Below are 25,179 nucleotides of genomic sequence, written 5' to 3'. Positions count from 1 at the left end.
AAATTAGGCGAGAGATAAAGTAGTGTTGCGGTAGCTTAGATAGTCGTCTGCTGAAACAGTGCGCGATCGCAGCCGTTGGTAATACTCATCAATCAGCGCAACACCCGTTTCAGTTGTTGTTTGATGATGATAGTGAGATCGATCGACCACTGCTGCTGCACGATCGACCAAGCTCGAATCCAGCCCAAAATGTTGTGCTAACTGTTCAGTTTCCTTGCCGGGATTGTTCATCAGATCCTCATAGCAAAGAAAATAGACAGGCAGATCGCGAGTAAAGTACGTCGCCGCTAAGTTTAATTGCAGCCAAAAGCGCAGATGTCTATCTACGTCCCAGCCTTCCCAGTTGTAAAACAAGGCTTGATTGGATTTGAGAAAGCTAGATGGAGAGCGAAACGCAAGAATGATGTTTAATTGATAGCCTGCATTTGATAAAACTCGCTGCCATAGCGGAAAAGTGAGCGAAAAGCGCGGATCTTTGAGTCCGATCGTCGCAGTCTCGCCCCATTCTTGAGCAATTTTGGTCTGTAGATTTTCTTCGGGTTCAAGCCAGCGATCGTCCTCGAAATCTTGCTCAATGGGTAAGAAAAAATCGCTATAGCGATAACCCAACGTTTGAATCAGTTGATTGTTGGCATCATTGACCCACTTCAATTCAAAAAAAATCGGATTATGTCCACCTTGAATAAAGTGTTGATCCGAGCCAAAATTAACTCCAAATTCCGACAAAATGTGGCTCGTTACCGATGTTCCACTGCGTTGTGCGCCAAAAATCAGAAACGCGGTTTTCATACAGAGCGATCGCAGAACTTCCTTTTTACTATTCGGAAAGTGATTGATCCCCGCATCGCTCTTTAGGATTACTCTTTAATCGCAAGATTGTGCGAGGAGCCGATCGCCGCCTGCAAACTCTCAAAGCCGGATTGCTCTAGTCGTTCCTCTAATCCCTGCAAGATCCGCTTGACCATTGTTGGACCTTCGTAAATCCAACCCGTATAGACTTGAACTAAACTTGCCCCAGCCGTAATCTTTTCCCAAGCATCCTCCGCCGAGAACACACCGCCTACGCCGATAATCGGTAAGCTTCCCTGAGTTTGTTTCCAAATCGCTCGAATGACTTCGGTGGATCTTTCTCTGACCGGAGCGCCACTGATTCCACCTGCTTCTTCTGTAATCGGCTTTCTAGTCGCCGGAATCATTTGCGTTTTCAGTCCATCGCGGCGAATCGTTGTGTTTGTTGCGATAATTCCAGACAGTTGAAAGCGCTGAGCTAAGTCTACGATCGCAGCAATATCCTCAAATTCCAAATCAGGCGCAATCTTTACCAGCAAAGGCTTTTCGGCTTGATTCTCGGTTTGCAAGGCTGACAAAATCGGCTCTAGCTGATCAGTGGCTTGGAGCGATCGCAGTCCCGGCGTATTCGGAGAGCTGACGTTCACGACAAAATAATCGCCCAGGGGTTTTAACAATCGAAAACTGCCTAAATAATCCTCTGCGGCAGCCTCCAGCGGCGTAATTTTTGACTTGCCTAGATTAATCCCGATCGGAATCCCTTTGCTTTGCTGCTCCAGTCGCGATCGCAGCGAAGCGGCTCCTTGATTGTTAAATCCCATGCGATTGAGTGCCGCCAGATCCTCGACCAACCGAAACAAGCGCGGCTGTGGATTTCCAGGCTGAGCATGAAACGTCACCGTTCCCAATTCGGCAAACCCAAACCCAAAACTCGACCAAACATTCGCTGCCACGCCATCTTTATCAAACCCTGCCGCTAAACCGATCGGATTCGCAAACGTCAAACCCCAAAGAGACTGCGACAACCGAGGCGAGTCAAATCCATACAGATGATTTAAGCGCGATCGCAGCCAGTCCGACGAATTGATCCAACTGAGCGATCGTAGAGTCTGAACGTGCAGCCACTCCGGATCAGCATTCAAACCAGAAAACAGAACAGGACGAAGAATCGATCGATAGAAATCTGACACAGGAAGAATTTAATTAAAACAAGAGAGCATCGATACAGTAGCGCATTTTTGGTCAGGTTCGCTGCGCGACTGTATCCATCCAATCGCACTCGTGCAAAACCTACAATCTCCGGGCACTCTATCAAACGAGTAGGCAAATCCCGCCGCTCCTGTGCGCTATCCTCCGGCTGATACATGGGTTACTCGAAAGAGACAACGCAATCTGAACAACACTTAATCGCCCTCAGTCGCGTTCTCAAACATCTGCGTGAGGGAGATACCCTTGCGATCGAATCTGTCTACGCCTATCTCAATACCTGCTTTGCCTTCGATCTCGTCTGGATTGGATTGTACGATCGTGCTGAACATCGTTTGTCTGGTAAAGGAGGGAAAAGCCCGCTGCGAGATGCACCCTTTCTCAAACAACGATTCATCCTCACTCCAGGCGACATTCTCGAACAAGCCGTCGTTCAGCAAATACCGCTCACCTTTCCTGATCTGCGTGAAGCACAACGGGCAAACGAGTGGCGCAAATTTGCCGAAAAAGCGAACATTCAAGGCGCGATGATTTTCCCGATCTCACTCAAGAATCAATGCTATGGGGTCACGATCGTCGGCTCAAAACTATGGGGAAGCTTTCCAAGACCCGAAGAACAATCGCTAATCGCGATCGTTTTAGGAGAATTTGCAGCCACGCTAGAAGCCGCAGAACAAGAACAGAAGCGACAACAAATTAAGCACGTTGATCGTCCGATGTTAACAATGCTCTCGGAACTGCGATCGCTCCCTAATTTTGAACAGCGGCTCGATCGCGTTATAGAGCAAGTCCAGCAGTTTGTTCAGCCTGCCCGAACGAGCCTCTACTGGTTTGAACCGACGCGCCGCTATTTTTGGCGAAGAGCCACAAATCAAAAAGGAACTCGCTCGATCGATTCTGCATCCGGGCTAACCGTGCAGGAAATGAGCAGTTTTTATCAAGCGCTGCAAGCCGATCAAGTGATTACAATCGGCGAATCCATCAGCCTGACCAAAGCGGAGATCACCGTGCGAGTGATGGAATTCATTCGGGCGCGATCGCTAATTGCGGCTCCGATCTTATACCAGAACGAGCTATTGGGATTTCTCACCGCAGAAAGCGACCAACCCCGAAGCTGGCAAGACGAAGATAAACGGTTTATGCGAGCAGCCGCGCAGCTACTGGGGCTGGTATCGCCGCTCGAAGGCATGGAAAACACGATCGCCCAAGTCAAACTCGATCAAGCCCTCACTGCCGAAATCGCTAAAGCAATTTACAGCACAGGCGATGGAGTTTCTGCCTTGCAAAATGCTGCAACTTTGTTAAATCAGCGATTAGGCATCGATCGCGTGATCGTTTTGCTCTACGATTCCGATCGCGATGCGTTTGAAGTGCGCTATCAAACCCAGCCACAATATAAACGACCGCTGCCTGCTTGGTTTACCTCTCTCAGCCCGATCGACTGGCAAATGCTAGAAAAACAGTCGAACCCGATCGCGATCGAGAATCTAGCAGACGATCTCCGCTTTGCAGCTTGGCGAACTCCGCTTTTAGAGCTGGGAGTGCGATCGCTATTGGTGTGCAGCACGACTCTCGGACACGCTGTAGAAGGGGTGCTGATTTTGGCGCATGAGCAGGCGCGATCGTGGACACAGCGCGAAGGCGAGTTTACCAAGATTGCCGCTCAGCAAGTGGGAATTGTTCTCCGGCAATGGAGCTTGCAGCAGCAAAACGACCAACAGCGCAAGATCTATCAGACGATTCAATGGGGCTTGAATACGATTCAACAAACGCAGCATTTAGATTTGCTAGAAAAATCGGCGTTACAGTACATCGCGCAAATTTTAGAAGCACCCTTGGCAGTTCTAGTCGGCTGGGCAGCAGGTCGGGGAATCGGACGAGTGGTGCAATCAAACAACGATCGTCGGTTCCACATCGACCCCCTTCTGAAAGTCTCGATCGAGACGGATACTTTTCTTCAGCGCGTCCTAACTCACGACGGAATTCTCTCCGTTTCTATCGATGAGATTCCGATCGAAACCCGGCAGTGGTTGAACGCGCCTGGAATCGGTCAAATTTTGGCAATCACGCTCAGAACTGCGCCCGAACATGAACCCACTGCGGTTGTCCTGGTGGCGGATCGGCTAGAGCGGCAATGGCTCGATCGTCACCTCACCGTTTTGAATACCTTGGTCGCTCAGTTTGCCTGGTCACGCCGACATTTAATGGTGTCCGAAGCATTGAAGCGCGATCGCGAACGGTTAGAGCGCCTCAGTTGGTACAAGCAGCGTCGGCTCGAAGATCTGTATCGATCGGTCAAGTTCAGCGTTTCTCGACTAGCTGAACTGCCGCTCGGTGATGCGCGACAAGCTCAACTGCTGCGACAAATCGACACCACGATCGAGCCGGTGCGTCATGTGATTCGCGATGAACAATGGCAACTGACAATCAGAAACGAAACGGTGCAAATGATCGGACTGGTCAGACGAGCGCTCGATCGCGTCGATCACTTGCTCAAGCAGCGCCAACTCTGGTCACAAGTGCATCACGAAATTAATCCGATGATCTACGGAGACATTACTAAGCTTGAATTAGTCCTGTACGAACTGCTGCTCATTGCTTGTCAACGGGCAAATCTGGGCGGACGTATTGATATTTGGTGTCGGCAAATCAGCGCTCAGTGGATGGAAATTGCCATTACCGACGATGGTGCGATCGAGCCGCGACTCTGCGAAGACCTTGAAGCCGGACGAGCTGTAGATTTGCTCGCTCCGTCCACGCTCGACAAACCGCCCGGACTCCATCTCGCAATCTGTCAGTCACTCATGCAGCAAATGGGATCGGAATTCAATCTTTACAAGCTGGATGATGGGCGAATTATGAGCCGAGTGGTACTCCCGATCGCATGACCCAACAAAATTTAGAGTCTTTCGTCTGCATAGTTTAAAACTACCGATACAATGTTCGCTTGAGGACAATGAATCGTTCTTAAGCAAACCATCAAGGCAAACTATCAAGGTGTGAGGGCGGTATGGCGGCGGCACTCAAGTCTAAGCGAAAAAAATCAGCGACATCGGTGCGGCAGTTACCCCAGTCAGGCCAACCTCCCCGATGGTTGCGATCGCTGCTCCTGACTCAGCGAGTTTCGATCTTAGTGACGTTTGGTTTAGCAGGTACGGTACTTGCCGTTTATGGATGGACGGTGTACACTCAGCAGCTTTGGGGCAAAGAATACAGCAAGCTGGAACAATTGCGTCGCAACGAACGCCAGATCACAGCAAACGGAGAAGTCCTGAAAAATCAGATCGCGACTCAATCGAATCGCCCGGATGCAAGTTTGGTTCCGCAAAATCCCGATAGCCTCATTTTTATTAAAGCTGCTCCGCCCCGTCCTGAAAGACCCGTTGCTTCTTCTTCGCAATCCTCGCCTGTTGCCCCTCTAGGATATTAGTTATGCCAAACCGAGGAAAGCCTACCTCCTCACCCCGCCGCCCCTCAAACACTGCCCGCTTTGCGAGTGGAGCGAGTCTGCCGCCGATGATCGAGAAGCTGCGCGATCGACTGCTACAGGCTGTAAGTCAGACTCAACTGATCGAACGGTTTCGCACAGCGCAAGCAAAACCGAGCGTTCGTCGCTTATTTCTCGTTTGGGCAATCTTGGTGGGTGCAACAGGACTCCTATCGCTCAATCTGGTTCGGCTGCAAGTCTATCAGTCGCCAAAATTGCTTAAAGAGGCACGCGCTCAACAAACTACTTTTTTGCGTCCCTTTATCCCGCGTCGCCCGATTACCGATCGCAACGGCAATGTTTTAGCGATCGATCGTCCGGTCTACACGCTGTACGCCCACCCGATCGCGTTTCAGGAGCCGAAAACCGAAATTGCAACGAAACTCTCTGCAATTCTGGGCATCCCTGCGGGGGACTTGCTGCAACGATTTAGCGCGGGCGAGAGCGGCATTCGCGTTGAGTACGCCGTGCCCGAATCGGCAGCCGATCGCATTCAATCTTTGCAGATTGACGGCTTGGAACTGGCACAACAGCAGCAGCGACTCTACCCCCAGCAAACCCTCGCAGCCGATGTGGTTGGGTATTTGGATTTGGATCGCATCGGGCAAGCAGGAGTTGAATATAGCCACAAGAATCTACTTGAACGATCAGTGAAATCTGTGCGACTGAGCCGCACCGGCTCAGGGGTAATGATGCCCGATCGTCTTCCGGGGGGATTTTTGCAGATGGACAACTTGCATTTGCAGTTGTCGATCGATAGTCGAGTCCAGAGAGCGGCGATCGCCGCCCTTCAGCCGCAGCTAAAAAAATTCAACGCTAAGCGTGGTGTAGTGATCGCGATGGATGCCAAGACAGGCGAAATCCGAACGCTAGCATCTGCTCCGTCTTATGATCCGAATGAATTCTATAAAGCAAACATTGAGCAGTTCAAAAACTGGGCGTTAACCGATTTGTATGAGCCGGGATCAACGTTTAAGCCCTTGAACGTGGCGATCGCGCTTGAGGCGGGAGCAATCAAACCCGACCAAGTGATTAATGATGAAGGGGCAATTCAGGTAGACGGATGGCCCATTCAAAACTTTGATTTCTCCAGCGCTGGTGCAAGAGGGCCTAGTACGATCACTCAAATTATGGAGCATTCCAGCAATGTCGGCATGGTGCGAATCGTGCAGCAAATGTCTCGATCCACCTACTATTCCTGGCTACAAAAAATAGGTTTAGGGCAGCCGACCGGAAGCGATTTGCCGTTTGAAGGGACGGGGCAAATCAAAGACAAAAAGGCTTTTACCGAGTCTGCGATCGATGCGGCGACCAGCTCGTTTGGGCAAGGCTTTTCGATTACGGCGCTGCAACTGGTGCAACTGCACGGGATTTTAGCAAGCGGCGGTAAGCTGCTCACGCCTCATGTGGTTCAAGGCTTATTTGATGAAAAGGGGCAGCCTTACTGGAACGCGAACGCTCCTCAACCCAAGCCAGTTTTTTCACCGCAAACCGCGCAAACCGTGCTGAAAATGATGGAATCGGTGGTGCAAGACGGAACCGGAAAAGCCGCGCAAATTCCCAACTACCGCATCGGCGGTAAAACTGGAACCGCGCAAAAAGCTGGAGAAACGGGTGGATATATCGAAGGTGCGAAGATTACCAGTTTTGTGAGTATTTTCCCGATCGATGCGCCTCAATATGTTGTGGCAGCGGTGATTGATGAGCCGAAGGGTGCAGATGCGTTTGGTTCGACGGTAGCAGCGCCGATCGTCAAAGCGGTCATGGAAGCTTTGATCGTTGCAGATAAGATTCCGCCAAGTGTGCCTGCTGCACCGAATCCGGCTGCGTCTCCGAGTCCTAGTCCGACACCTTAGCGGGGATTTAAGGAAGCTCTCCGGAGTCCACAGGAAGCAACCTCCTTATAATGCGAGTTCCTTTAATGCTCAAACACATTCTGATATTGCAGAATATCAAGCTGGGCAAACACAGGCAATGCTTGAAAACACTGCTCTGCAAGTTCCAAGCGTTCCTCGCGCTCTAGCATTTCAATCAGTTTCGATCGCGCCTCAATCAAATAGCGCACATCATTCGCCGCATACTGCAACTGTGCCTCAGAAAGATTCATGGCATTGCCCCAATCGGAGCTTTGAGCGCTCTTGTCAAGTTCCACCCCCGTTAATTCTTGAATCAAATCTTTTAAGCCGTGACGGGGGGAATAGGTGCGAATTAGCTTACTTGCCAATTTCGTGCAAAAAATCGGTGTGACCTGAATTCCCAGGTGATGGCGCAAGGTCGTAATATCAAATCGCGCAAAGTGAAAGATTTTCGTAGTGTCTGACGCTTCAAGCAGTTTCTTCAAGTTTGGTGCTTCGGTTTGCCCCCGCTCAATTCTGACAACCGTTACTTGATCGCCCTCATCGCACAACTGTACTAAGCACAAGCGATCGCGGTGTGGTAGAAGCCCCATCGTTTCGGTATCGACTGCGATCACGGTGGCTGACTGATACTGCTCCAATAGCTCGGAAGTAAGATCGCGATCGCAAAGGTGAAATTCACGCGGTTGCATAAGGTGAGGCAAGTGATTTTACAACTCACGTATCTTACACCTGATGCAGATTTGCACCTTAATTTCGCACAAAGTCTTGCGTAAAGTAGTATTCTCCCATTGCACTGAGGCCGATGCCGATCCCGGTTACGTTGAAATTTCCTTCGATGTTTTCCCGATGCTTTTGGCTTTTGATCCAAGCTTCTACAACCTGCCCGATCGGATCGCGGCGGCTCATAATCCAAGCCACATTTTCACTTGTCGCCCGCGCTGGAATGCTGCTGGTAATTGCTTTTGCGCGCTTTTCAAATCCTTGATGACCAAATGGAACTGCTTTTTTCGCCATATTGCGGCTGTGTTCACGCGCTTGCTTGGCAATGCTATCGTTCCAGACCATTGCAGGTAAACCTTTGCTGGCGCGGTACTGGTTAATTCGAGTAAAGACCATGCGTTCCATTTCTGCGATCGGAATTCCCTGAGCAATCTGAAACGCGAGCGTTTGAGAGGTAGACACACCTGAAGGTACGGTTTGAGCTTGGCTTTGAATCGTGCTGCCAAAGGTTCCGGCGATCACAATGCCCACTGACATTGCCAAGGTTTGCACGATTTTGCTGGGAGCTGGGTTCAGCATTACGTCTCTCTCCTAGGTGTTAAGTCTCGATGAAGAGGTTAACCCGATTGTTAAATTGTTGCAAGTTATCTTGGATACGATTTTCCTAGAGCAGATACGTAAAATTTCTTATATCTCCCATCCTATTTACGTTTTAGCTGGATCAAAAAAATTCCGATTTGAATTTTGTCCGCTCATAAGATATTGCATAAATTTAACCTTTTGTGAGAGGGTTTTGCTAATTAGGGCGGTTGAACTGCTATTTAGTCACAGGGCAATTACGCCACCTAGACAAGTTAAGAAAATAGACTAAATTGCTATATTGCTACATGAAGATGTGACGTAATGATTTTGACTCAGTAAGGACGCGGGAATGGTTTTAGCAAGTTCGTCCCTTGAAACACATGAATCCGATCGATCACTACTCCGCCCCGACGTAACTCCACTTCCCCTAGCTTGGTAAATTTTTCAAAATACGGGACATATTCCGCCGCAGAGTCTTCCTGGGTTTGAAATTTATCAGCAGTGATGTAGAGTCCTGTTTTACCCAGCCATTGTTCTGCGGTTGACCAGAAAGCGAATCCGCGCAAGTCGCGGCGATCGAAGCAAGTCATCGGAGTCGAATAGAGGGGCGTGAGCGCCATCGCCGTATGCCCTGCCATGTGGAATCGATTACTGAACATAAAGTCGGCATTTTTCAGCGCTGTGAGCAGTTGAGGCGATCGCGAAAATTCTCGCCGCAGTTGCAGAATGTCCATCAGATCAACCGAAGGATCGTCTTGCGGCGCAACGAATCCCCCAAACAGCGCGTATTGTCCCGGTTTTTGCAGCGTTCCCAGCGTGACGTGAGACAGCGCAAACAATAGCAGGGCGACGATCGCAAGGGTTGAACCCACAAGCCAGCGTTTTAGCACAGACGATCGCCACCTCGATGCGTACCAAGCGAGTAGTGGCGTAACCGAGAAGAATCCTGGCATTGTCCAACCGGGTAAAATCTGTTGATAACCACCAATCAGCGTAAAGATGATGAATACAGGCGCAGATGTCCACAACACGAAAGAGTGAATCGAGTTTGAAAACCTCCGCGACACGGTTAGAATAATTTCTCGAATGCTAACAAACCAGAGTGGTAATCCAAATGTAGGAAATAAATACAACGAGGCTGCAAACGCAACATCAATTACTTTAGAGAATTTGAAGGAACGATTTGGAACACTACGGTTTCCCTGAAACGTAAAAGAAATCCAATCGTGCTGGCTGTTCCAATACAATACAGGCGAGAACGCAACTAAAAATAGTAGAAAGCTTAATATTGTCCACGGAGATCGAAACACTGCCCAATGCCGCCGGCTGGTCAAACAAAATCCAATTAAGCCAAATCCAAGTAGAAATCCGTGGTATTTTCCAATGCAAGCCAATCCAACGAGTAGCCCGATGAGTGCAACTCGATACGAGGAAATGTAAACTGTACGATCGCGAGGAAAAAATTCAACCGCTCCCACCCAAAGCGTTAATGTCCAGAAAAACATTAGCGGTGAATCGGGTAGCGTAAAGGTGCCAAATCCGAGTTGGAAAATTGGAATGACCGACGCGATCGCTAACGTCAGCAATCCAACTCGAACTGAAAATAAATGAACTGCTGCACGGTATAGAAAGTACAACGTAAACGGATACAGCAATAAGCTGCCGATGCGGATTGTAAATTGAGAGACTTCGCCAGTTAACCAAATGCCGATCGCGCTCACCAACGAAACCAGTGGCGGATGATCAAAATAACTCAGAGCAGGATTTTGAGTGTAAATATAGTAGTACGCTTCATCAAATCCAGGTGGCAGCCAAAACGCGATAAAGCTGCGAAACAGAAATCCCACGATTAGAATTGCAGCAACTTGCCGATTGGTTGGCTCTGCCCACCATTTTTGTACTGATTTCATGAATTATTTTGAAGAACGAATTGGAACGCGCACAAGTTGATACTGACGATACTGTTGAAGCGGTTGGTACTGATTTGGTTTCACATTTCCTTCTTGCAGTGCGGTTGGGGTGGTGATCATCACGATCGATGTTGTTTTTCCTTCTTTCCGCAGCTTCTGTAAATATGGCTGAATCATCCGAGCGCGATTAAGAAAGGTAATTGGCTGCTGCGTATAAAACACTAAGCTCGGTTTCTCAAACGCATCGGTTGCCATGATGATCGGTTCGTTCGGTCGTCGATCCTCGATCGTCGCTTGAGCAATTTGGCGCAGCGGTAATTGTCGAACTGAGTCAATAATGCTGACCGCAGGAGTAATAAAAAACAGAATAAATGCTGCAAAAGCAACAAGATTCACAGCCCAATACCAGCGCAATCGATACTGAATCGCTAAAACTAATCCAACGATCGCGGCTGTAATCCAAATGGATGCGCCAATGTGATGCAATCCAGACTGCTGCATTCTTAATCCCAAATTTGGCATAGCTGGATCACGATTTAACCAATTTGGGCTGTAGAAAATGAGAATACCAACAGCAACAGAAATAGCAACACTAAAGTATACGGTAGCCTTAACCGTGATGGATGGTCTTGGTTGTGAAAAATGATGCACGAACCATAACATGACGAGAATTGCTGCTGCGGGATATAGCGGTAAGGTATAAGTAATATATTTTGTAACCGCGATCGTGAAGAAGATCAGCACAACCGCAAACCATACCAGCGCGAACTTTCCAAGATGCTGTGATCTTGGTTCTTGTTGCCATTTGGGTTGCCTGATCGCATGAGCGATCGCCGCAGGCAAGCAAAGCGACCAAGGGAAAAACCCAACTAGCACAATCACCAAATGATAGTACCAAGCGCCAGAATGCTGATTCACCACATTGGTAAAGCGTTCAACATTATGCAGCCCGAAAAACGATTGAATAAACGCATTCCCGTTTTGAAGATACGCCAACAAATACCAAGGCACACTCACCAACAGAAAAATTCCTGTTCCTTGAATCGGCTTCATCTCGCGCAGCACTCCGCGCAGGTTTCTCGCCCAGAATAGAAAGATGAGCACGATCGCACTCGGCAACACGACCCCAACCGGGCCTTTCGTTAAAACTGCCAGTCCCATCAGCCCATAAAACGCCCGATACCAGCGCTGATCCGATCTCACATAGCCGAAAAAAAACGCTAGCAGCGATCCACCAAAACAGGCACTCAGCAACATATCCGAGTAGCCCAACCGTCCGAAGAATAGCGTGATCAGATTAAGCGCAACGATCGCCGATCCCAAGTACGGTGCAATTCTCAATGGAACAAATCGCCTAATCGTATAGAAACAAAAACCGACCAAAACGGTTCCCGCGATCGCAGAGGGCAGCCGCGCTGCCCATTCATTTACGCCAACCGTTTTGAATGCGATCGCCATCAGCCAGTAAATCAAGGGCGGCTTATCAAACCGAGTCACTTGATTAAAATACGGCGTAATCCAATTTCCGGTGACCGTCATCTGCCGCGCTGACTCCACAAACAGCGGCTCTGTCTCATCTACCAGTCCGATGCTGCCCAACTGATTAAAAAATGCAATTCCACCTAATGCAAGCACCCAAACGATCGCAAAACATCGCTCCAAGATTAGCGATCGTGTTTTCCCTGGCATCTCTATCTGATCGTCCATGCACTCTACATCCAAGATCAAAATCTAAGATCAAACCAAGCGGTAGTGTGACATGGAACGAGGCAATTGAAAAGCGGCGATTAGGACATAAACTTCTCAAACAGGATCGCTATAGAAACAAGCCGTTAATCATTACATCCTATAGAAACAAGCCGTTAATCATTACAAAGCTGTTCCAAAACGCTGCGAATGTGCGATTCAACAGAATCGGTTTTCTCTAGCATTGATAGATGACCGCAATCGGGAAGCTCTAGAACATTGTCCGCCCCATCGCCAAATAGCGGATGAAAACTGGCTAAATGACGCACATACTTCGGTTCCATCACCGTATCTTTCGACCCAGTAATGAAGTAGAGCGGCTGTGATAACCGCGCCACGACTTGCGGTAAACGATGCACCTCGGCTTCTGTGGTCGAATCCAATAACGTCCCGATCGCGGCTTCTTGATCCGCATTAACAAAATCGATCACTCGTTGCCGACCCCACGATCGTTCAATCACGCTTGCCACATTCGCCCGCTGAAACACCAAATCTAGACACGGCACCTGCGCTAACCATTTTGGGCGCAGTTTTACCATCTGCTGACCTGCCGATCGAAACCGCTCAAACGCTTCTTTCAAATAGATGCCACCGCCAGAATTCAGGCAAATCACGCCTCGAACCTGTTCCGGCATTTGGTCGGCTGCCCACAGCGCCACGCAGCCGCCGAGTGAATGCCCAATCAACCAAACTTCAGGAATCTGCAACTGCTTCAACAGCATTCCTAAATCCCTCGCATAAGCAAGCAGACTATACTGCGCGATCGCGTTCTGCGTGGCGACGGCAACTGCCCCACCAGATCGATCGTCCACAGCGGGCAGGCAAGCCGCATCTCGCGGTTGGGACTCACCAAAGCCCCGCAAATCATAAGACAAACACTGATAATCCGATGACAACTGATCGATCAGAGGTTGCCAATAATTGCGGCTCAGCATCCAGCCGTGAATGAATACTAGAACGACAGAGTTTGAGGTGGGAGCCGTCAGCTCGTAGGCGTGTGGAACTCCCGAAATAAGAAGAGTAGGCATAAGTTTCATCCTACCGTAAAGGCTGATCCGGTTGAATGTTTGCTGCAACACGATCCGGGTTTGACCGGATTGAAGTGCTGCAATCGCCTGTCCTACTCATAAATTGGTATAAGCTGGATTTAGCTTCTGTGTGATCTGTTATGGCAAAATCTGACTCCCCCACGCTTCGAGAAATTGCAAGCACATTCCGATTTGCGGGTTGGTTTAGTTTTTGGTTTCAGTTGGTGCTGACCGTGATTTCAAGTGCGATCTTGCTGTTTGCTGCCGTTTCCACTCGCACTCCAGCCGCCAACAATCCAGGAACCGGGGTTGGGGTCGTGCTGACGATCGGTGGAATCGCGGTCTTAGGCTTCAATATGTTCTGGTCGTTGACGAAATACGTGGTGATCGGACGGCGGCTGAATGGAGCGGCAGCAGCTCGACCGAAAAAAGCGGAGGCGATTCAAACGATTCGGACAGGATTGATTGCAAGTTTAGCGGGAACTCTCTTAGCGCTCTTGGGAGCAGAGGCGATCGTCGGTTTGCTGTTTGGCAAAGCGGTCAATCAGGGGTTTGCAGGTTTTGTCAACGTCGATCCGGCAAAATTCATTCAACCCATTGACATTCTTGTGGTGCAAGCAAGCATCAATGTGATTTTGGCGCAGTTTGTCGCCATTTCGACCTCGCTTTGGCTCTTGAACAAGATGAGCAAGCAGTAACCTAGCGCTCCATCCAGTCAAAAATTTGGTTCAGTTGGTCGATCGAAACGAACCCATAGCGCCACAGCACCATGGGTAACGTTCCGCGTTCTTGTTCACAATGGCGCATCGCCAGGTCGATCGATTCGTCCGGAACGGCTAACTCTTCTTTGAGATAGCGGACTAAGCAGGAGTCGCTTTCTTCCGTCTGTGTCTGCTCGTTGACTTCCGATAATAAAACTGTCATCTAGATAACCTTTGATGAAATTAAGATTCGGGGGTTTATCGTATCACTAAAAATTAGCTCAAGTAATACTCCCAAGCAAAAAATAAAATAAAGCTTGGTTGTATGAATCTTTATAGAACTTAATTACGAAATCGATGTCGATCGAAAGTCGCAATCTGTTCTCTGTCCATTCTCCGAATCGCTCTATTTGGTTTTAATAGAGCCTCTACCCAACGGGCTGGCGGACTGCTGTGATCGTCTTAAGTAGGCGCTCCGGTTCAACCGGCTTAGATAAATGCTGGTGAAATCCAGACTCGAGCGCTCGCTTCTGATCGTTGTCACCTGCATAAGAAGTTAGGGCAATTGCTACCACTCTACCCCCTTGCTCAACTGGACGCGATCGAACCTGTTGAATGAATTCGTAGCCGCTCATTTCGGGTAATCCAATATCGCAGACGATCACATCTGGGCAAGAGTTAGACAGCACATTCAGAGCGGCCTTCGCAGAATCAACTGCTGTCACCTTCGAGCCTGCTTGACTCAGAACGAATGCAGTAAACTCGCGAGAGTCACAACTATCATCAATCACCAAGATATGCAGCCCTGCTAAAGTCGAATTTTCTTCAGAGCGCGCTCGTTTTGGAGCTACGTCTGCGGCTGTAGCGCAAAGGGGCAACCTCACCGTGATGGTTGCTCCCTGTCCCTCGCCTGCACTTTCGGCAGTAATAATGCCCCCGTGAAGCTCCACAATTTGACGACTAATTGCCAGCCCTAACCCTAAACCGCCAAATTCACGCGTATTGGTACTATCTTCTTGCCAGAAGCGATCGAACACATGGGGAAGCGCAGCCGCCCCAATTCCCTTACCTGTATCTCGGACGGTAATGGTAGCAAAATCTGAGCGCTGATTCGTCTGACGAGTTAAGCTCACTTCAACTCGACCGCCTTTGGGCGTAAACTTCACTGCATTAGAGAGCAAGTTCCACACCACCTGCTGCAATCGTCCGGCATCTCCTAGAACTTGTCCAATCTCTGCTTCAAGCTGGGTATCAATCTGAATCTGTTTTGCTTCAGCCGCTAGAGAAATGGTACTAATCGCTGCAAGCACCACCGTCTTTAGATCGGTTGCAGCAGCAGTGAGGGTTAACTTTCCGCCCATAATGCGAGAAATGTCCAGCAGGTCTTCGATTAACTGCGCTTGTAGCTTGGCATTGCGCTCGATCGTGTCAAGCGCGATTGCGGCTTTCTCTGGTTTTAGCTGTTGTCGCTGTAAAAGTTTTGTCCAACCCAAAATTGGATTGAGCGGGGTTCTGAGTTCGTGGGACAGAACTGCAAGAAACTCATCTTTGACGCGATTGGCAGACTCTGCTTGTTCTCGCGCTTGTTGTTCTCGCTGCAACAGCGATTCTCGTTCTTCCTGAATGCGCTGGCGCTGAATAATTTCTTGCTGAAGCTGTTGGTTAATCGCAGTCAGTTCAGCAGTACGTTGTGCTACTAATTCTTCAAGTTGGTCTTGATAGCGCTTTAGTTCAAGTTCAGCCTGACGGCGTTCTCCAATTTGAACTTGGAGTGCCTGGTTGGTGAGAGCAAGTTGGGTTGGGCTGGGCAGTGCCAACGCTTTGGGAATCAGCGGATAAAGTTCCACAGCAGTCAGGACTGAAACGATCGCAGTCACCGCTTTTAAGCCGCCTGAAATCCAGTAGTCCGGGTGCCACAACGTCCAAATGTCGAGCAAATGACCTGTTCCGCAGGCAATGATAAAAGCTCCAAATAGCAGAAAAATCCACTCAAACGGTAGATCGCGACGCTGCCGCACAAAGAAAACCAGGGTAATCGGAATTGAGTAGTATGACAGCGCAATTAGCGCATCGCCTGTGATATGAAGCCACACCAGCCCAGTTTGCCAGAGATAGCAGTGTCCGTGAGGAATAAAGGAGCTTGAATCAAGCAAACGATCCCAAAATGCTGTCATGGTGCTGCGTACAGAAGAAAATGAGGAAGCGTCGCAATCGGGACGGTTAAATCTGAGGGTGTGATCACCGATCGCAACTCAATAAGCTCCTTCATCTTAGAAGGTTTTCCAGAAGGCAGTTTATTTTTGGATTTAATTTAAATAAATCAGAGACACCAATTTTACTACTAGTCAGAAGGGATATCTTTGCCAGAGTATGCGGTAATTTGCCTTGTCGCAAGTTTATCTGTGCGCCAGAATGAGGCAGACAAGACTAGGTAGAATCCCAGCGCGTGGTCAAGATGCGAAAGTTTAAGCGGTTAAAGGTTGCGCTTTGTGCGATCGGGGGATGGATGTCGCTCTCTGTTGTGAGTCGTCCGGTCTGGGGGGCTGAGCGTGTCTTCTTGACGTATGGAATCTTGGAGCGATCGATTTCAGTTTCGTCGCTTGAAGCTTATGCCAGCACGGGTACATTGGACAGCGATCTTTATGTCTATTCGCAGTATGTCACGCCTGAACAACTGCAAACACTCCGAAAAGCATTACTGACACGGGCAGATTTGACTCCGATCGCGGTGTCGCAGTTTCTCTACACGCAGCAAGGGGAGATTCTATTGCGGCGGTTAGGGCAGATTATCCAGCCAGACTCTCGCGATACTGGTTTTTTTGCAATTCGGGCTGCTTTAATCCTGGCATCGGCAGATCCAGAGGGATTAACCGCGCTGAATGTGCTGCGTAAATTTCCGACGCGCGGACTGCGAGTTGATTTACAGCGCAGTTTAGACATTGCGGGAGAGCTGGGAAATTTGATTAATCAAACGAACCGGGCAACGCAGACAATTGCCCAACTCTCTAATACAGAAACTACACCGTTACCAGGGGGTGCGATTCCCGATTTGTCAGTTCGAGGCGCTTATGGATTTCAAAAGGAAGCGCTGAGATTGGTTGATCGATCGCGGGGATTTGTGCAGGCTTTAGGGCGAGAGCGGGTGTTTCCGGTTGATGTTTACTTGCCCGTTGCCCGTCGGCAGCCGTTGAGCGCCTCAATTCCGGTGGTTGTCATTTCACACGGACTTGGCTCCGATCGGGGCACGTTTCGCTATCTTGCAGAGCATTTGGCTTCACATGGATTTGCCGTGGCAGTGCCCGAACATCCGGGAAGTAATGCCAAACAGCTTCAAGCGCTGGTTGGTGGAACGGTCAATGAAGTGACGAGTCCGAGTGAGTTTATCGATCGACCGCTAGATATCAAATATCTGTTAGATGAGCTAGAGCGCAGAGCCAACGCCGATTCGCGCTATCAGCGCTTAAATATCAAGCAGGTCGGTCTGTTGGGGCAGTCTTTTGGGGGCTACACGGTCATGGCGCTCGCGGGTGCGCCGATCAATTTTCAGCAACTCCAGCGATCGTGTCAGCCCGCCGAAATCGATCGAACGCTGAATTTGTCGCTGTTGCTGCAATGCCGCGCTGGAGCACTGCCGCCGATCTCTTATAACTTGAGCGATTCACGGGTGAAAGCGATTATTGCGATTAACCCGATTACGAGCAGCGTCTTTGGACAAGCGGCGATCGCGCAGATCGAAACGCCAACGATGATCATTACGGGCAATGCCGATACGGTTGCGCCTGCTTTGCCGGAGCAGATCCAGCCGTTTACCTGGCTGAAAGCGCCAGAGCGATATTTAGCCCTGATCGATCGCGGAACGCATTTTTCTGCCCTACAAGAAGGCGATGCTCAGGGGGTTCCTTTGCCACCAGAGGTGATTGGTGAGGCTCCAAACGTTGCCCGTCGCTATGTGAATGCTCTAGGTTTGGCGTTTTTTCAGACTTATCTTGCGAATCGATCGGACTATCGCCCTTACCTTTCGGCGGCTTATGCCCGTACCTTGTCTCAAGATCCGCTACGGTTAAATTTGGTACAGTCGTTGACTGTGGCGCAGTTAAACGGAGAATAATCGCGTGGATGGGTTTCTAAACCTGAATAAACCGTTTGGGTTAACTTCGCATGATTGTGTCGCGAAGGTTCGCCGAATTTATGGGCTGAAAAAAGTGGGTCACGCGGGGACGCTTGATCCGGCAGCGACAGGGATTTTGCCGATCGCGTTGGGTCGCGCTACTCGCCTGCTGCAATATCTCCGCCAGGATAAGGCGTATCATGCGACGATTCGATTTGGCGTAACGACGGCAACAGATGATCTTGAAGGTGAGATCCTGACTCAGCAGGCAGTTTCGCACCTGAGCTTAGAACAGATTCAGGAAAAATTGCCCTTGTTTCAGGGGGTGATTCAGCAGATTCCGCCAAACTACAGTGCGATTCAAGTTCAAGGGAAGCGGCTGTATGATCTAGCGCGATCGGGGCAAGCGATCGAGGTTCCTGCCCGTACCGTTGAGATTTATGATCTGAAGATTTTGGATTTTAGAGCGGGTGATTTTCCCGAACTTGATTTAGCAATTGCTTGTGGCAGCGGAACTTATATCCGCTCGATCGCTCGTGATTTGGGAGGGCAACTGGGAACAGGGGCAACGTTAGCAAAGCTGCTGAGAACCGAAAGCAGCGGCTTTGAGTTGAAGGAGAGCGCTACGCTCGAGGAGCTGCCTGGTCCCCTGATTGAGCCAGAAGCAGTGCTGCTCCATTTACCAGAAGTTGTGTTGGAGAGTGCGATCGCGAAACGTTGGTGTCAGGGACAAAAGATTGCACTGGAACTTGAGCGATCGGGAATTGTCAGGGTTAAGCGCGAACACTCCGTGGAGCGAAGCTTGCGGTTCTTGGGAATTGGGGAGATTCGAGCCGACGGGGTATTAGTTCCGCAAATGGTTTATGAGCCTATTTGATGAGAGAGGCGGAAGACGCGATAAATCGCGTCTTTACTCAAGATCTGTAGCGAGGATTTAGAGATCTGGTATTAGCTCCCTACTTCTTTTAACGTCAGTTCGATGAGTTTTTTCGCTTCGATTTGAGCCGATCTGCTCCCTAAATCCCCCATTCTGGGGGACTTAGAGAATAGCGATTCCCAAATAGCCAAGACTTGTATCGAACTCACGTCCTTTTAGCATTCACAACTCAAACCGGATCGCTATATTTCCCGATCGCCCCCTTGCACCTTGAACATTCCCACCGAAGCCTGTAGCTGCTCTGCCACATCCACAGTTTGCCGCAGCGCTTTCGACACTCGCACCGACGAATCAGAAGTTTGCGTCGAGACTTCCGCCACGTCTTTGATCAAATCGGTCAAAGACTGAAACGATCGAGTTTGAGAAACCGTTGCTTGCGCGATCGAGTTCATTAAGCCATCCATCTGCTCAGAAACCTGCACGACATGAATCAGACTTTGCTTGGCGTTGCGGGCTGAGTGGGCGCTTTCGACCACTTGGGTCGCGCCCCGATTCATCGCTTCAACAACCTCGGTGACTTGTTCCTGAATCGTTTGGATCAGCGCGGCAATTTCGCGGGTTGCCGTGGTCGATCGAGACGCAAGCTCCCCGATCTCAGTCGCGACAATGCCAAAGCCACGTCCATGCCCTCCAGCGCGGGTAGCTTCAATACTGGCGTTAATGGCGAGCAGATCGGTTTGCGTTGCAAGATCGCTGATCAGCGAAACCACCCGCCCGATTTGCTGAGAAGCATCTCCTAAGAGCTTAACTTTGCGGGTTGCGTCTTCGACCGTGGCTCTGAGATTGTAAATACTGGTCACGGTCGAATCCATCACGGTTTCTCCAGATTTTGCGGCATTCGCAGCATTCTGAGCGACGATCGCCGCTTGTTGTGCGCGATCGGCAACAGCTTGCAGCGCTAACGTCATTTGCTCTACTGAATTAAGGGTGCGGGTCGTCTCCTGGGCTTGTTGACGCGCCTGAGTGGCTAAGTGCTGGACTTCCTCCTCGTTTTGGTTGAGCAAATCGTTGACTTGAGCAGAAGTCTGTTTCACTTTCAGAACCAGATCGCGCAGATTTTCAACCACGGCGTTGAAGAAATCAGCAACGGTTCCGAGATCATTCGCGGTGACATTAGCGCGAACGGTGAGATCTCCGGCAGACACCGTTTGAATTTCGCCCAAAAGTTGAATGATTTGCTGCTGAAGCGAAGTCTTACGATCTTCGGCGGTTTGCACAGCGGATTGGTGTTCCTGTAACAGTTTCACTTGGTCTAGGGCAAAGCCAATCTGAGTCGCAAGCTGCACGAAGAAATTGATTTCGGAGACTTGCCAATCGCGCTCCTGTTGACAACTTTGAGCACAGACGAGTCCAATAATTTGATTCTCTTGTTTGAGCGGAACCGCAATTTCAGCTTTGATGTTTAGTTGGGCAAGCTGTTGACGATAGCGATCGTCCATCTCTTTCGCTGCGTTTTTGACGGCCCAAACCGACTGGGCGCTGTATTGCTCAAACCGATCTAAACCTAATGGAGATGTGATCGTTTTATGAATCAAGCTAAGATTCTCAGCTTTGATTGATTCTGCAATCACCGTTCCATTGACTACGCAGGATTCTAATTCATAAACCAGGATGCGATCGAGGTTGAGAAACGATCGGGCTTCGTCGATCGCGGTTTGAAGGATTTGGCTCGGATCAAGCGATCGACGCATTCGTACCGTAATTTCGCTCAGCACCCGCGCTTCTTGCATTTGCTGTTCTTGGCGCGACACTTCATTTGCCAAAGAAACTTCAGAAGCGTTGATGCTGTCTGCCATGTGATTAAACGCGATCGCCAATTGTCCCACTTCATCTTTAGCAAACACTTCAGCCCGCACAGATCGATCGCCATTGGCAAATGCTTCGGTCGTCTGCTGCAACTCCTGAATCGGTTTGAGAACGATGCGACGAAAAATAATTGTCCAAATGACGATCGCTCCGATTGCTAGCGCCAACACGATCGCCTCTTGCTGCACACTCATTAGCAGCAATTGATTCAGGGCAGTTTCAGGGGTGCCGCGCACCAGGATGGCACTGGGAGCGTCTCCCATTTCTGCAACGGCTCCATCTGGTGTTTCGACAATGCGATTCGGGAGTGCTTTAGCAGCAACGGTGTAAGTCTGACCGTTGACAGGAATTCGCTGAGTGGCAGTCTCACCTTTGGCAGCGATCGCCAATTTGAGAATTGCTAGGTCAGACAAAGCCGCATCAATTTGAGGTTGATTCGAGTCGCTGTCTTGGTTCAGCCCAGTGGCTAAGCCAAATTCACCATTCTCGCGCCGAAAATAAACGGCACTATAGCCGCTACCAAAGGCTTTTAGAGTGTTTTCGACGATCGGGAGTTTGTGGTTGACGATATCGCCAAAAACGAGAACGCCGATGATATTGTTTGGGTTTTCGGAGTCGCGAATGGGGGTAACGACGTAGCGAATGAGAGCATCTTGGTTAGTGAAGCGATCGGGTAGCGGCGGTGCTTCTTTGCGGAGTTCGTCCCAGCTAACGGTGCTACTCGCTTTGATTTGTTGCCCATCTCGGAGAGCTTGCTGAATCAGCGGCACCAATTCAGGCGTTGTCACCGTTTCTTTGGCTCGTTTGTTATTTGCATTCGCAATGATGCGTAAATCTTTGCCGATGAGGGTTGCATATTCTATGCGGCGTGCTTTCACTTCGTTTTGCAAAATCTGCTGGAGTTGATTTTGCAGATCGGTTGAGAGATTTTCGTTGCGCTGATGATTTTTTGTCGCGGTAATGATCGCAGGATTATCCGATTGTCCCCGCGATCCGAATCCCATCTGATTGATTTTGATGTTGTAGTTCGTCTCCGTCACCGCAACTTCGGATTTTGCTTGGGCAAGCAGTTGGGTGCGTAAACTATTTGCAAGCACGATCGAGAAACCAATGCCTAATCCGACGATCGGAATCAGTTCACACACCAGTAGCGCAAGCAGTTGTTTTCGCTCGATCGGTAAATGACGAAACCAATTTGACCAAAACGGACGAGTGGGGCGAGAAGAACGGTCTAACATAAGGGCTACACAAAAATAAACATCGCTGCTTTGAGCGAAAGAAATATTGCGAGAATTTAGGGATTAGGTTGATGCTCAGGTTGGATTGTTGCCTCTCGTCTCCCCGTGATAGAAGACTTCAAGCTGGATTCAACCCTCCAACACTGATATCGAACATACATTAATTAAACGACGGCGATCGAGTTCACCATTTTTTCGAGCGTTTTGAGTAGAACCTGCTCGTTATAAGGTTTTGAGAAATAAGCGGATGCGCCTAAGTTTTCAGCCAGCTTACGATGTTTTTCGCCACTCCGGGAAGTCAACATCATCACAGGCAACTGAGCAAATTGCGTATCCGATCTCATCTTTGCCAAAAATCCGTATCCATCTAGCCTTGGCATTTCGATATCACAGATTACAGCTTGTACAGCTAAACCCGATTCAAGCCGCTCGATCGCGTCCTGTCCGTCTTTTGCCTGCTCGACGCGATAACCCGATCGCTCTAGCGTCAGCGCCAAAAATCGCCGCACGTTGATCGAATCATCGACGACTAGCACGGTTGGAACCAAGCTTCCAGGAAGTTCGGGGCGCTGAGATAGGCTGGCTTTGAGTTGGGCGCGGAAATTGAGGTCGAGTTCTGGTTCGGTTTCGGAGCGCTCACAGCTTGTGATCCAGCGCAGCAGTTCCGGCGCATTCACCAAAGGCACAACGCGACCATCCCCCAGAATCGTACAGCCGCTAAATCCACTCGGTAACGGCAAATTGCCTTCGACTTTACGAATCGTCGCTTCTTGTTCACCCCAGCAGCGATCGATATAGACTCCAAACCATTGCGGGTTTTGGTCGAGCATCAGCACGCTGGGAGTCGCGATCGTGGGCGGAGTCTCAAAGCCGTGAGGAATTTTGGGACAATTAAAGCGCATCCATTTTTGCAGGCGCACCAGTTGTACCATGCGATTTTGCCAGTTTAGGAGTTCGCTACCCGGAGCTTGAATAATTTGATCCGGCTGCAGCAGCACTAATTCTGAAACCACGTCGGTAGGAAACGCAAGTAGCATTCCCGCACTCTCAACCAGCAACACTTTAACCGTCGACAGAGTGAATGGAACCGACAAGGTAAACGTTGTCCCCAGTCCCGCTTTGGTATTGACGCTGATTTCACCCCGGATTTGTTTAAGATTATTGCGAACCACATCCATTCCGACCCCGCGACCAGAAAGGGCAGTGACTTGGCTACTTGTACTAAATCCCGGCTCGAAAATCAGCGACAGTAATTCCTCATCTCGCGCTGCATCAAGCAGCACCGGATCGAGTCCCATTTGTTCCGCCCGATCGCGAATTTTGTGAATGGGAATGCCTTCACCGTCATCCCGAACCGTGATAATCGTGCGATTACCTTCGTTGAATGCCCGAATTTCGATCACTCCTTCTGGCGATTTATTTTTCGATTCTCGAACGCTGGGAGCTTCGATTCCATGATCAAACGCATTGCGTAACAGGTGCATTAATGGATCATTGAGCGTTTCGAGAATGTTGCGATCGATCAGCGTACTGCCACCCGCCATGTCAAATCGAACGGGCTTGCCGTACTGCAATGACCATTCGCGTAAAGCTCTCGGAAAGCGATCCAAGATATCCGAGATCGGACGCATTCTAAGCTGAGACAGTCCGCTTTGCATTTGTTTCGCGGTTTTATTCAGGTTCCGCGAGGACTGTTCGGTGTCGTCTAAGCTCAGATCAATATCTTCGCTGACCTCCTGAAGCTGCACGATCGTTTCCATCACCTGCTGCGACAGTAAGTGCAGATCGCCATAGCGATCGAGTTCTAGCGCATCAAATTCCGGGCGACGATTTTCGCCCAGCGTTCGTACTCCCGCTAAACTCACGCGATCGTAAGCCAATCTCAATTTCGCATTCGCTTGATCGAGCGTTTGCACCCGTTCGTGCAGCGTTCTGGCGAGCGATCGTAATCGCTTTAGATAGAGATCTAACCCGTTGCGATCGACGGTTAATTCACCAAACAAATCGTTGAGCTGATTTAGTTGCCGCACCGGAACGCGCACCGTCGCGTCTTGATCTTCAGCAACCGTTACAGGTTCGGGTTCCGCTTCCAGCACTTTGAAATCGGTCACTTGCGGTTGGGCAGGAGTCGTTGCTTGCGCTGCGCTGCGCGATCGTGCAGGAGCCGGAATCGGTTGAAAGTCGGGATACGCCGCATCATCAAAGCTATCGGCGGCAAGCGCTTCGGTAAACCAATCGCTCGGCTCGACGACCTCGATCTCGGGTGCGGCAAAATCAACCCGTTCCGCACCCGAGATCGAGGTGGGAATCTGGTCGTATTGTCCGGCGATCGCAAACGTCTGCGCGACTCGCCAAGCCTTTAAAGCAGATTGAGCGGTTTCGACGGTCTCTCCTTGCTCAATCTGGTGAAACACCGATTGGCAAAGCTGAATAAAATTCGTCAGTTGCAGCATCTCACCGAGTCCGCCCAACTCTTGCGCTAGAATCGCAACTTCCTCGCGCAAGCAAGGCTGATCCGGTGCGGCTAGCACCGACTCTAATCGCTGCAAACAGCCTTCCACTTCCGTTTCAAACAACAGCGGCACAATGTCTTGACCGTCTTCCGGCGACAGCACCGAGGCAGCGTTTTCCTCCTGCGGATCGCCCAATTCCGAATGCAGCGCATCAAACACGGGATACGCCTCAACTGCTAGCCAGTTTGCGTCCACACAAGAAGCCTGATGGCGCTGCATCGAGTCGCGATCGAACTCCACGACCTGTCGCAGACAGCTTACCGCCGCTAACAGCAGATTTTCGAGTCGGGGAGTCAGGGAGATTGATTTATCAATCTTCAGCACTTTCCAGGAGTCTTCGAGCCGATGGGCAAGTTCACTCAGAACCTGAAATCCCATCATTCCTGCGCCTCCTTTAATCGAGTGCGCGGCTCTTAACGCTGCATTCGCTTGGGTCGCATCAACCGGATGGTTAGCTAACCCCAAAATCGTGGCATCAAGCGTATCAAGATACTCTTGCGCTTCATCGAGAAACTGACGGCGAATCTCAAGCTCTCTATCTTGCTTCAT

The 25,179-nt window shown here is 49.8% G+C and carries 17 protein-coding genes; 6 read left to right on the top strand and 11 right to left on the bottom strand.

Annotated elements, in window-relative coordinates; all coding sequences use genetic code 11:
- Positions 1 to 3: 3 nt before the first annotated feature.
- Positions 4 to 789, bottom strand: a complete 786-nt coding sequence (locus H6F51_17230) for a sulfotransferase (protein MBD1824217.1) — start codon at positions 787 to 789, stop codon at positions 4 to 6.
- 68 nt (positions 790 to 857) lie between these two features.
- A complete protein-coding gene (locus H6F51_17225) occupies positions 858 to 1,958 on the bottom strand; it encodes a quinone-dependent dihydroorotate dehydrogenase (protein ID MBD1824216.1) in 1,101 nt (366 codons plus the stop codon).
- 195 nt (positions 1,959 to 2,153) lie between these two features.
- Between H6F51_17225 and H6F51_17220 the strand changes: the two genes are divergently transcribed.
- The 3 genes from H6F51_17220 to H6F51_17210 all read left to right on the top strand — a co-directional run bounded on the left by H6F51_17220 (position 2,154) and on the right by H6F51_17210 (position 7,338).
- Positions 2,154 to 4,883, top strand: a complete 2,730-nt coding sequence (locus tag H6F51_17220) for a GAF domain-containing protein (GenBank protein MBD1824215.1) — start codon at positions 2,154 to 2,156, stop codon at positions 4,881 to 4,883.
- Positions 4,884 to 5,005: 122 nt separating this feature from the next.
- Entirely contained in the window at positions 5,006 to 5,425 is a 420-nt protein-coding gene (locus H6F51_17215) for a hypothetical protein (GenBank protein MBD1824214.1), read from the top strand.
- A gap of 86 nt (positions 5,426 to 5,511) precedes the next feature.
- Complete coding sequence (locus tag H6F51_17210; protein MBD1824213.1) at positions 5,512 to 7,338, top strand: penicillin-binding protein 2; 1,827 nt, start codon at positions 5,512 to 5,514, stop codon at positions 7,336 to 7,338.
- Positions 7,339 to 7,400: 62 nt separating this feature from the next.
- Here H6F51_17210 and H6F51_17205 read toward each other — a convergent pair whose 3' ends face one another.
- The 5 genes from H6F51_17205 to H6F51_17185 form a co-directional block, all read right to left on the bottom strand.
- Positions 7,401 to 8,030 (bottom strand): ribonuclease H-like domain-containing protein, encoded by a 630-nt coding sequence (locus tag H6F51_17205; GenBank protein ID MBD1824212.1) that lies wholly within the window; start codon positions 8,028 to 8,030, stop codon positions 7,401 to 7,403.
- Positions 8,031 to 8,088: 58 nt separating this feature from the next.
- A complete protein-coding gene (locus H6F51_17200; GenBank protein ID MBD1824211.1) occupies positions 8,089 to 8,598 on the bottom strand; it encodes a CAP domain-containing protein in 510 nt (169 codons plus the stop codon).
- A gap of 377 nt (positions 8,599 to 8,975) precedes the next feature.
- Positions 8,976 to 10,553: a glycosyltransferase family 39 protein gene (locus H6F51_17195; GenBank protein MBD1824210.1), complete on the bottom strand. Its 1,578-nt coding sequence runs from the start codon at positions 10,551 to 10,553 to the stop codon at positions 8,976 to 8,978.
- Between the two features lie 3 nt (positions 10,554 to 10,556).
- Complete coding sequence (locus H6F51_17190; protein MBD1824209.1) at positions 10,557 to 12,260, bottom strand: glycosyltransferase family 39 protein; 1,704 nt, start codon at positions 12,258 to 12,260, stop codon at positions 10,557 to 10,559.
- 155 nt (positions 12,261 to 12,415) lie between these two features.
- Positions 12,416 to 13,327 (bottom strand): alpha/beta hydrolase, encoded by a 912-nt coding sequence (locus H6F51_17185; GenBank protein ID MBD1824208.1) that lies wholly within the window; start codon positions 13,325 to 13,327, stop codon positions 12,416 to 12,418.
- 140 nt (positions 13,328 to 13,467) lie between these two features.
- Here H6F51_17185 and H6F51_17180 point away from each other — a divergent pair, with 140 nt between their 5' ends.
- Positions 13,468 to 14,025 carry a DUF3611 family protein gene (locus H6F51_17180; protein ID MBD1824207.1) on the top strand — a complete coding sequence of 186 codons (558 nt, stop codon included), beginning with the start codon at positions 13,468 to 13,470 and terminating at the stop codon, positions 14,023 to 14,025.
- Between the two features lies 1 nt (position 14,026).
- On the opposite strand, the gene H6F51_17175 is transcribed toward H6F51_17180, so the two are convergent.
- Entirely contained in the window at positions 14,027 to 14,251 is a 225-nt protein-coding gene (locus H6F51_17175; protein ID MBD1824206.1) for a DUF2949 domain-containing protein, read from the bottom strand.
- Between the two features lie 205 nt (positions 14,252 to 14,456).
- Positions 14,457 to 16,202 (bottom strand): response regulator, encoded by a 1,746-nt coding sequence (locus tag H6F51_17170; GenBank protein ID MBD1824205.1) that lies wholly within the window; start codon positions 16,200 to 16,202, stop codon positions 14,457 to 14,459.
- Between the two features lie 281 nt (positions 16,203 to 16,483).
- Here H6F51_17170 and H6F51_17165 point away from each other — a divergent pair, with 281 nt between their 5' ends.
- Both H6F51_17165 and truB read left to right on the top strand, forming a co-directional pair.
- Positions 16,484 to 18,136 (top strand): alpha/beta hydrolase, encoded by a 1,653-nt coding sequence (locus tag H6F51_17165; protein MBD1824204.1) that lies wholly within the window; start codon positions 16,484 to 16,486, stop codon positions 18,134 to 18,136.
- Positions 18,137 to 18,140: 4 nt separating this feature from the next.
- A complete protein-coding gene (gene truB / locus H6F51_17160; GenBank protein MBD1824203.1) occupies positions 18,141 to 19,013 on the top strand; it encodes a tRNA pseudouridine(55) synthase TruB in 873 nt (290 codons plus the stop codon).
- Between the two features lie 242 nt (positions 19,014 to 19,255).
- Here the strand turns inward: truB and H6F51_17155 are convergent, their stop codons facing one another.
- Both H6F51_17155 and H6F51_17150 read right to left on the bottom strand, forming a co-directional pair.
- Positions 19,256 to 22,117: a GAF domain-containing protein gene (locus H6F51_17155; GenBank protein ID MBD1824202.1), complete on the bottom strand. Its 2,862-nt coding sequence runs from the start codon at positions 22,115 to 22,117 to the stop codon at positions 19,256 to 19,258.
- 164 nt (positions 22,118 to 22,281) lie between these two features.
- On the bottom strand, positions 22,282 to 25,179 hold the full coding sequence (locus tag H6F51_17150) for a response regulator (protein ID MBD1824201.1): 2,898 nt from the start codon (positions 25,177 to 25,179) through the stop codon (positions 22,282 to 22,284).

This window comes from Cyanobacteria bacterium FACHB-DQ100 (assembly GCA_014695195.1).
GTDB lineage: Bacteria > Cyanobacteriota > Cyanobacteriia > Leptolyngbyales > Leptolyngbyaceae > Leptolyngbya.
Note: the sequence above shows the minus strand (reverse complement) of the source record. Positions and strands in the feature narration are given on the sequence as shown.

Excerpts from the sequence above, each read along its gene's own strand:
- H6F51_17230 (MBD1824217.1), bottom strand. The coding sequence starts at position 789 with ATGAAAACCGCGTTTCTGATTTTTGGCGCACAACGCAGTGGAACATCG.
- H6F51_17220 (MBD1824215.1), top strand. The coding sequence starts at position 2,154 with ATGGGTTACTCGAAAGAGACAACGCAATCTGAACAACACTTAATCGCC.
- H6F51_17215 (MBD1824214.1), top strand. The coding sequence starts at position 5,006 with ATGGCGGCGGCACTCAAGTCTAAGCGAAAAAAATCAGCGACATCGGTG.
- H6F51_17210 (MBD1824213.1), top strand. The coding sequence starts at position 5,512 with ATGATCGAGAAGCTGCGCGATCGACTGCTACAGGCTGTAAGTCAGACT.
- H6F51_17205 (MBD1824212.1), bottom strand. The coding sequence starts at position 8,030 with ATGCAACCGCGTGAATTTCACCTTTGCGATCGCGATCTTACTTCCGAG.
- H6F51_17200 (MBD1824211.1), bottom strand. The coding sequence starts at position 8,598 with ATGTCAGTGGGCATTGTGATCGCCGGAACCTTTGGCAGCACGATTCAA.
- H6F51_17195 (MBD1824210.1), bottom strand. The coding sequence starts at position 10,553 with ATGAAATCAGTACAAAAATGGTGGGCAGAGCCAACCAATCGGCAAGTT.
- H6F51_17190 (MBD1824209.1), bottom strand. The coding sequence starts at position 12,260 with ATGGACGATCAGATAGAGATGCCAGGGAAAACACGATCGCTAATCTTG.
- H6F51_17185 (MBD1824208.1), bottom strand. The coding sequence starts at position 13,327 with ATGCCTACTCTTCTTATTTCGGGAGTTCCACACGCCTACGAGCTGACG.
- H6F51_17180 (MBD1824207.1), top strand. The coding sequence starts at position 13,468 with ATGGCAAAATCTGACTCCCCCACGCTTCGAGAAATTGCAAGCACATTC.
- H6F51_17175 (MBD1824206.1), bottom strand. The coding sequence starts at position 14,251 with ATGACAGTTTTATTATCGGAAGTCAACGAGCAGACACAGACGGAAGAA.
- H6F51_17170 (MBD1824205.1), bottom strand. The coding sequence starts at position 16,202 with ATGACAGCATTTTGGGATCGTTTGCTTGATTCAAGCTCCTTTATTCCT.
- H6F51_17165 (MBD1824204.1), top strand. The coding sequence starts at position 16,484 with ATGCGAAAGTTTAAGCGGTTAAAGGTTGCGCTTTGTGCGATCGGGGGA.
- H6F51_17155 (MBD1824202.1), bottom strand. The coding sequence starts at position 22,117 with ATGTTAGACCGTTCTTCTCGCCCCACTCGTCCGTTTTGGTCAAATTGG.
- H6F51_17150 (MBD1824201.1), bottom strand. The coding sequence starts at position 25,179 with ATGAAGCAAGATAGAGAGCTTGAGATTCGCCGTCAGTTTCTCGATGAA.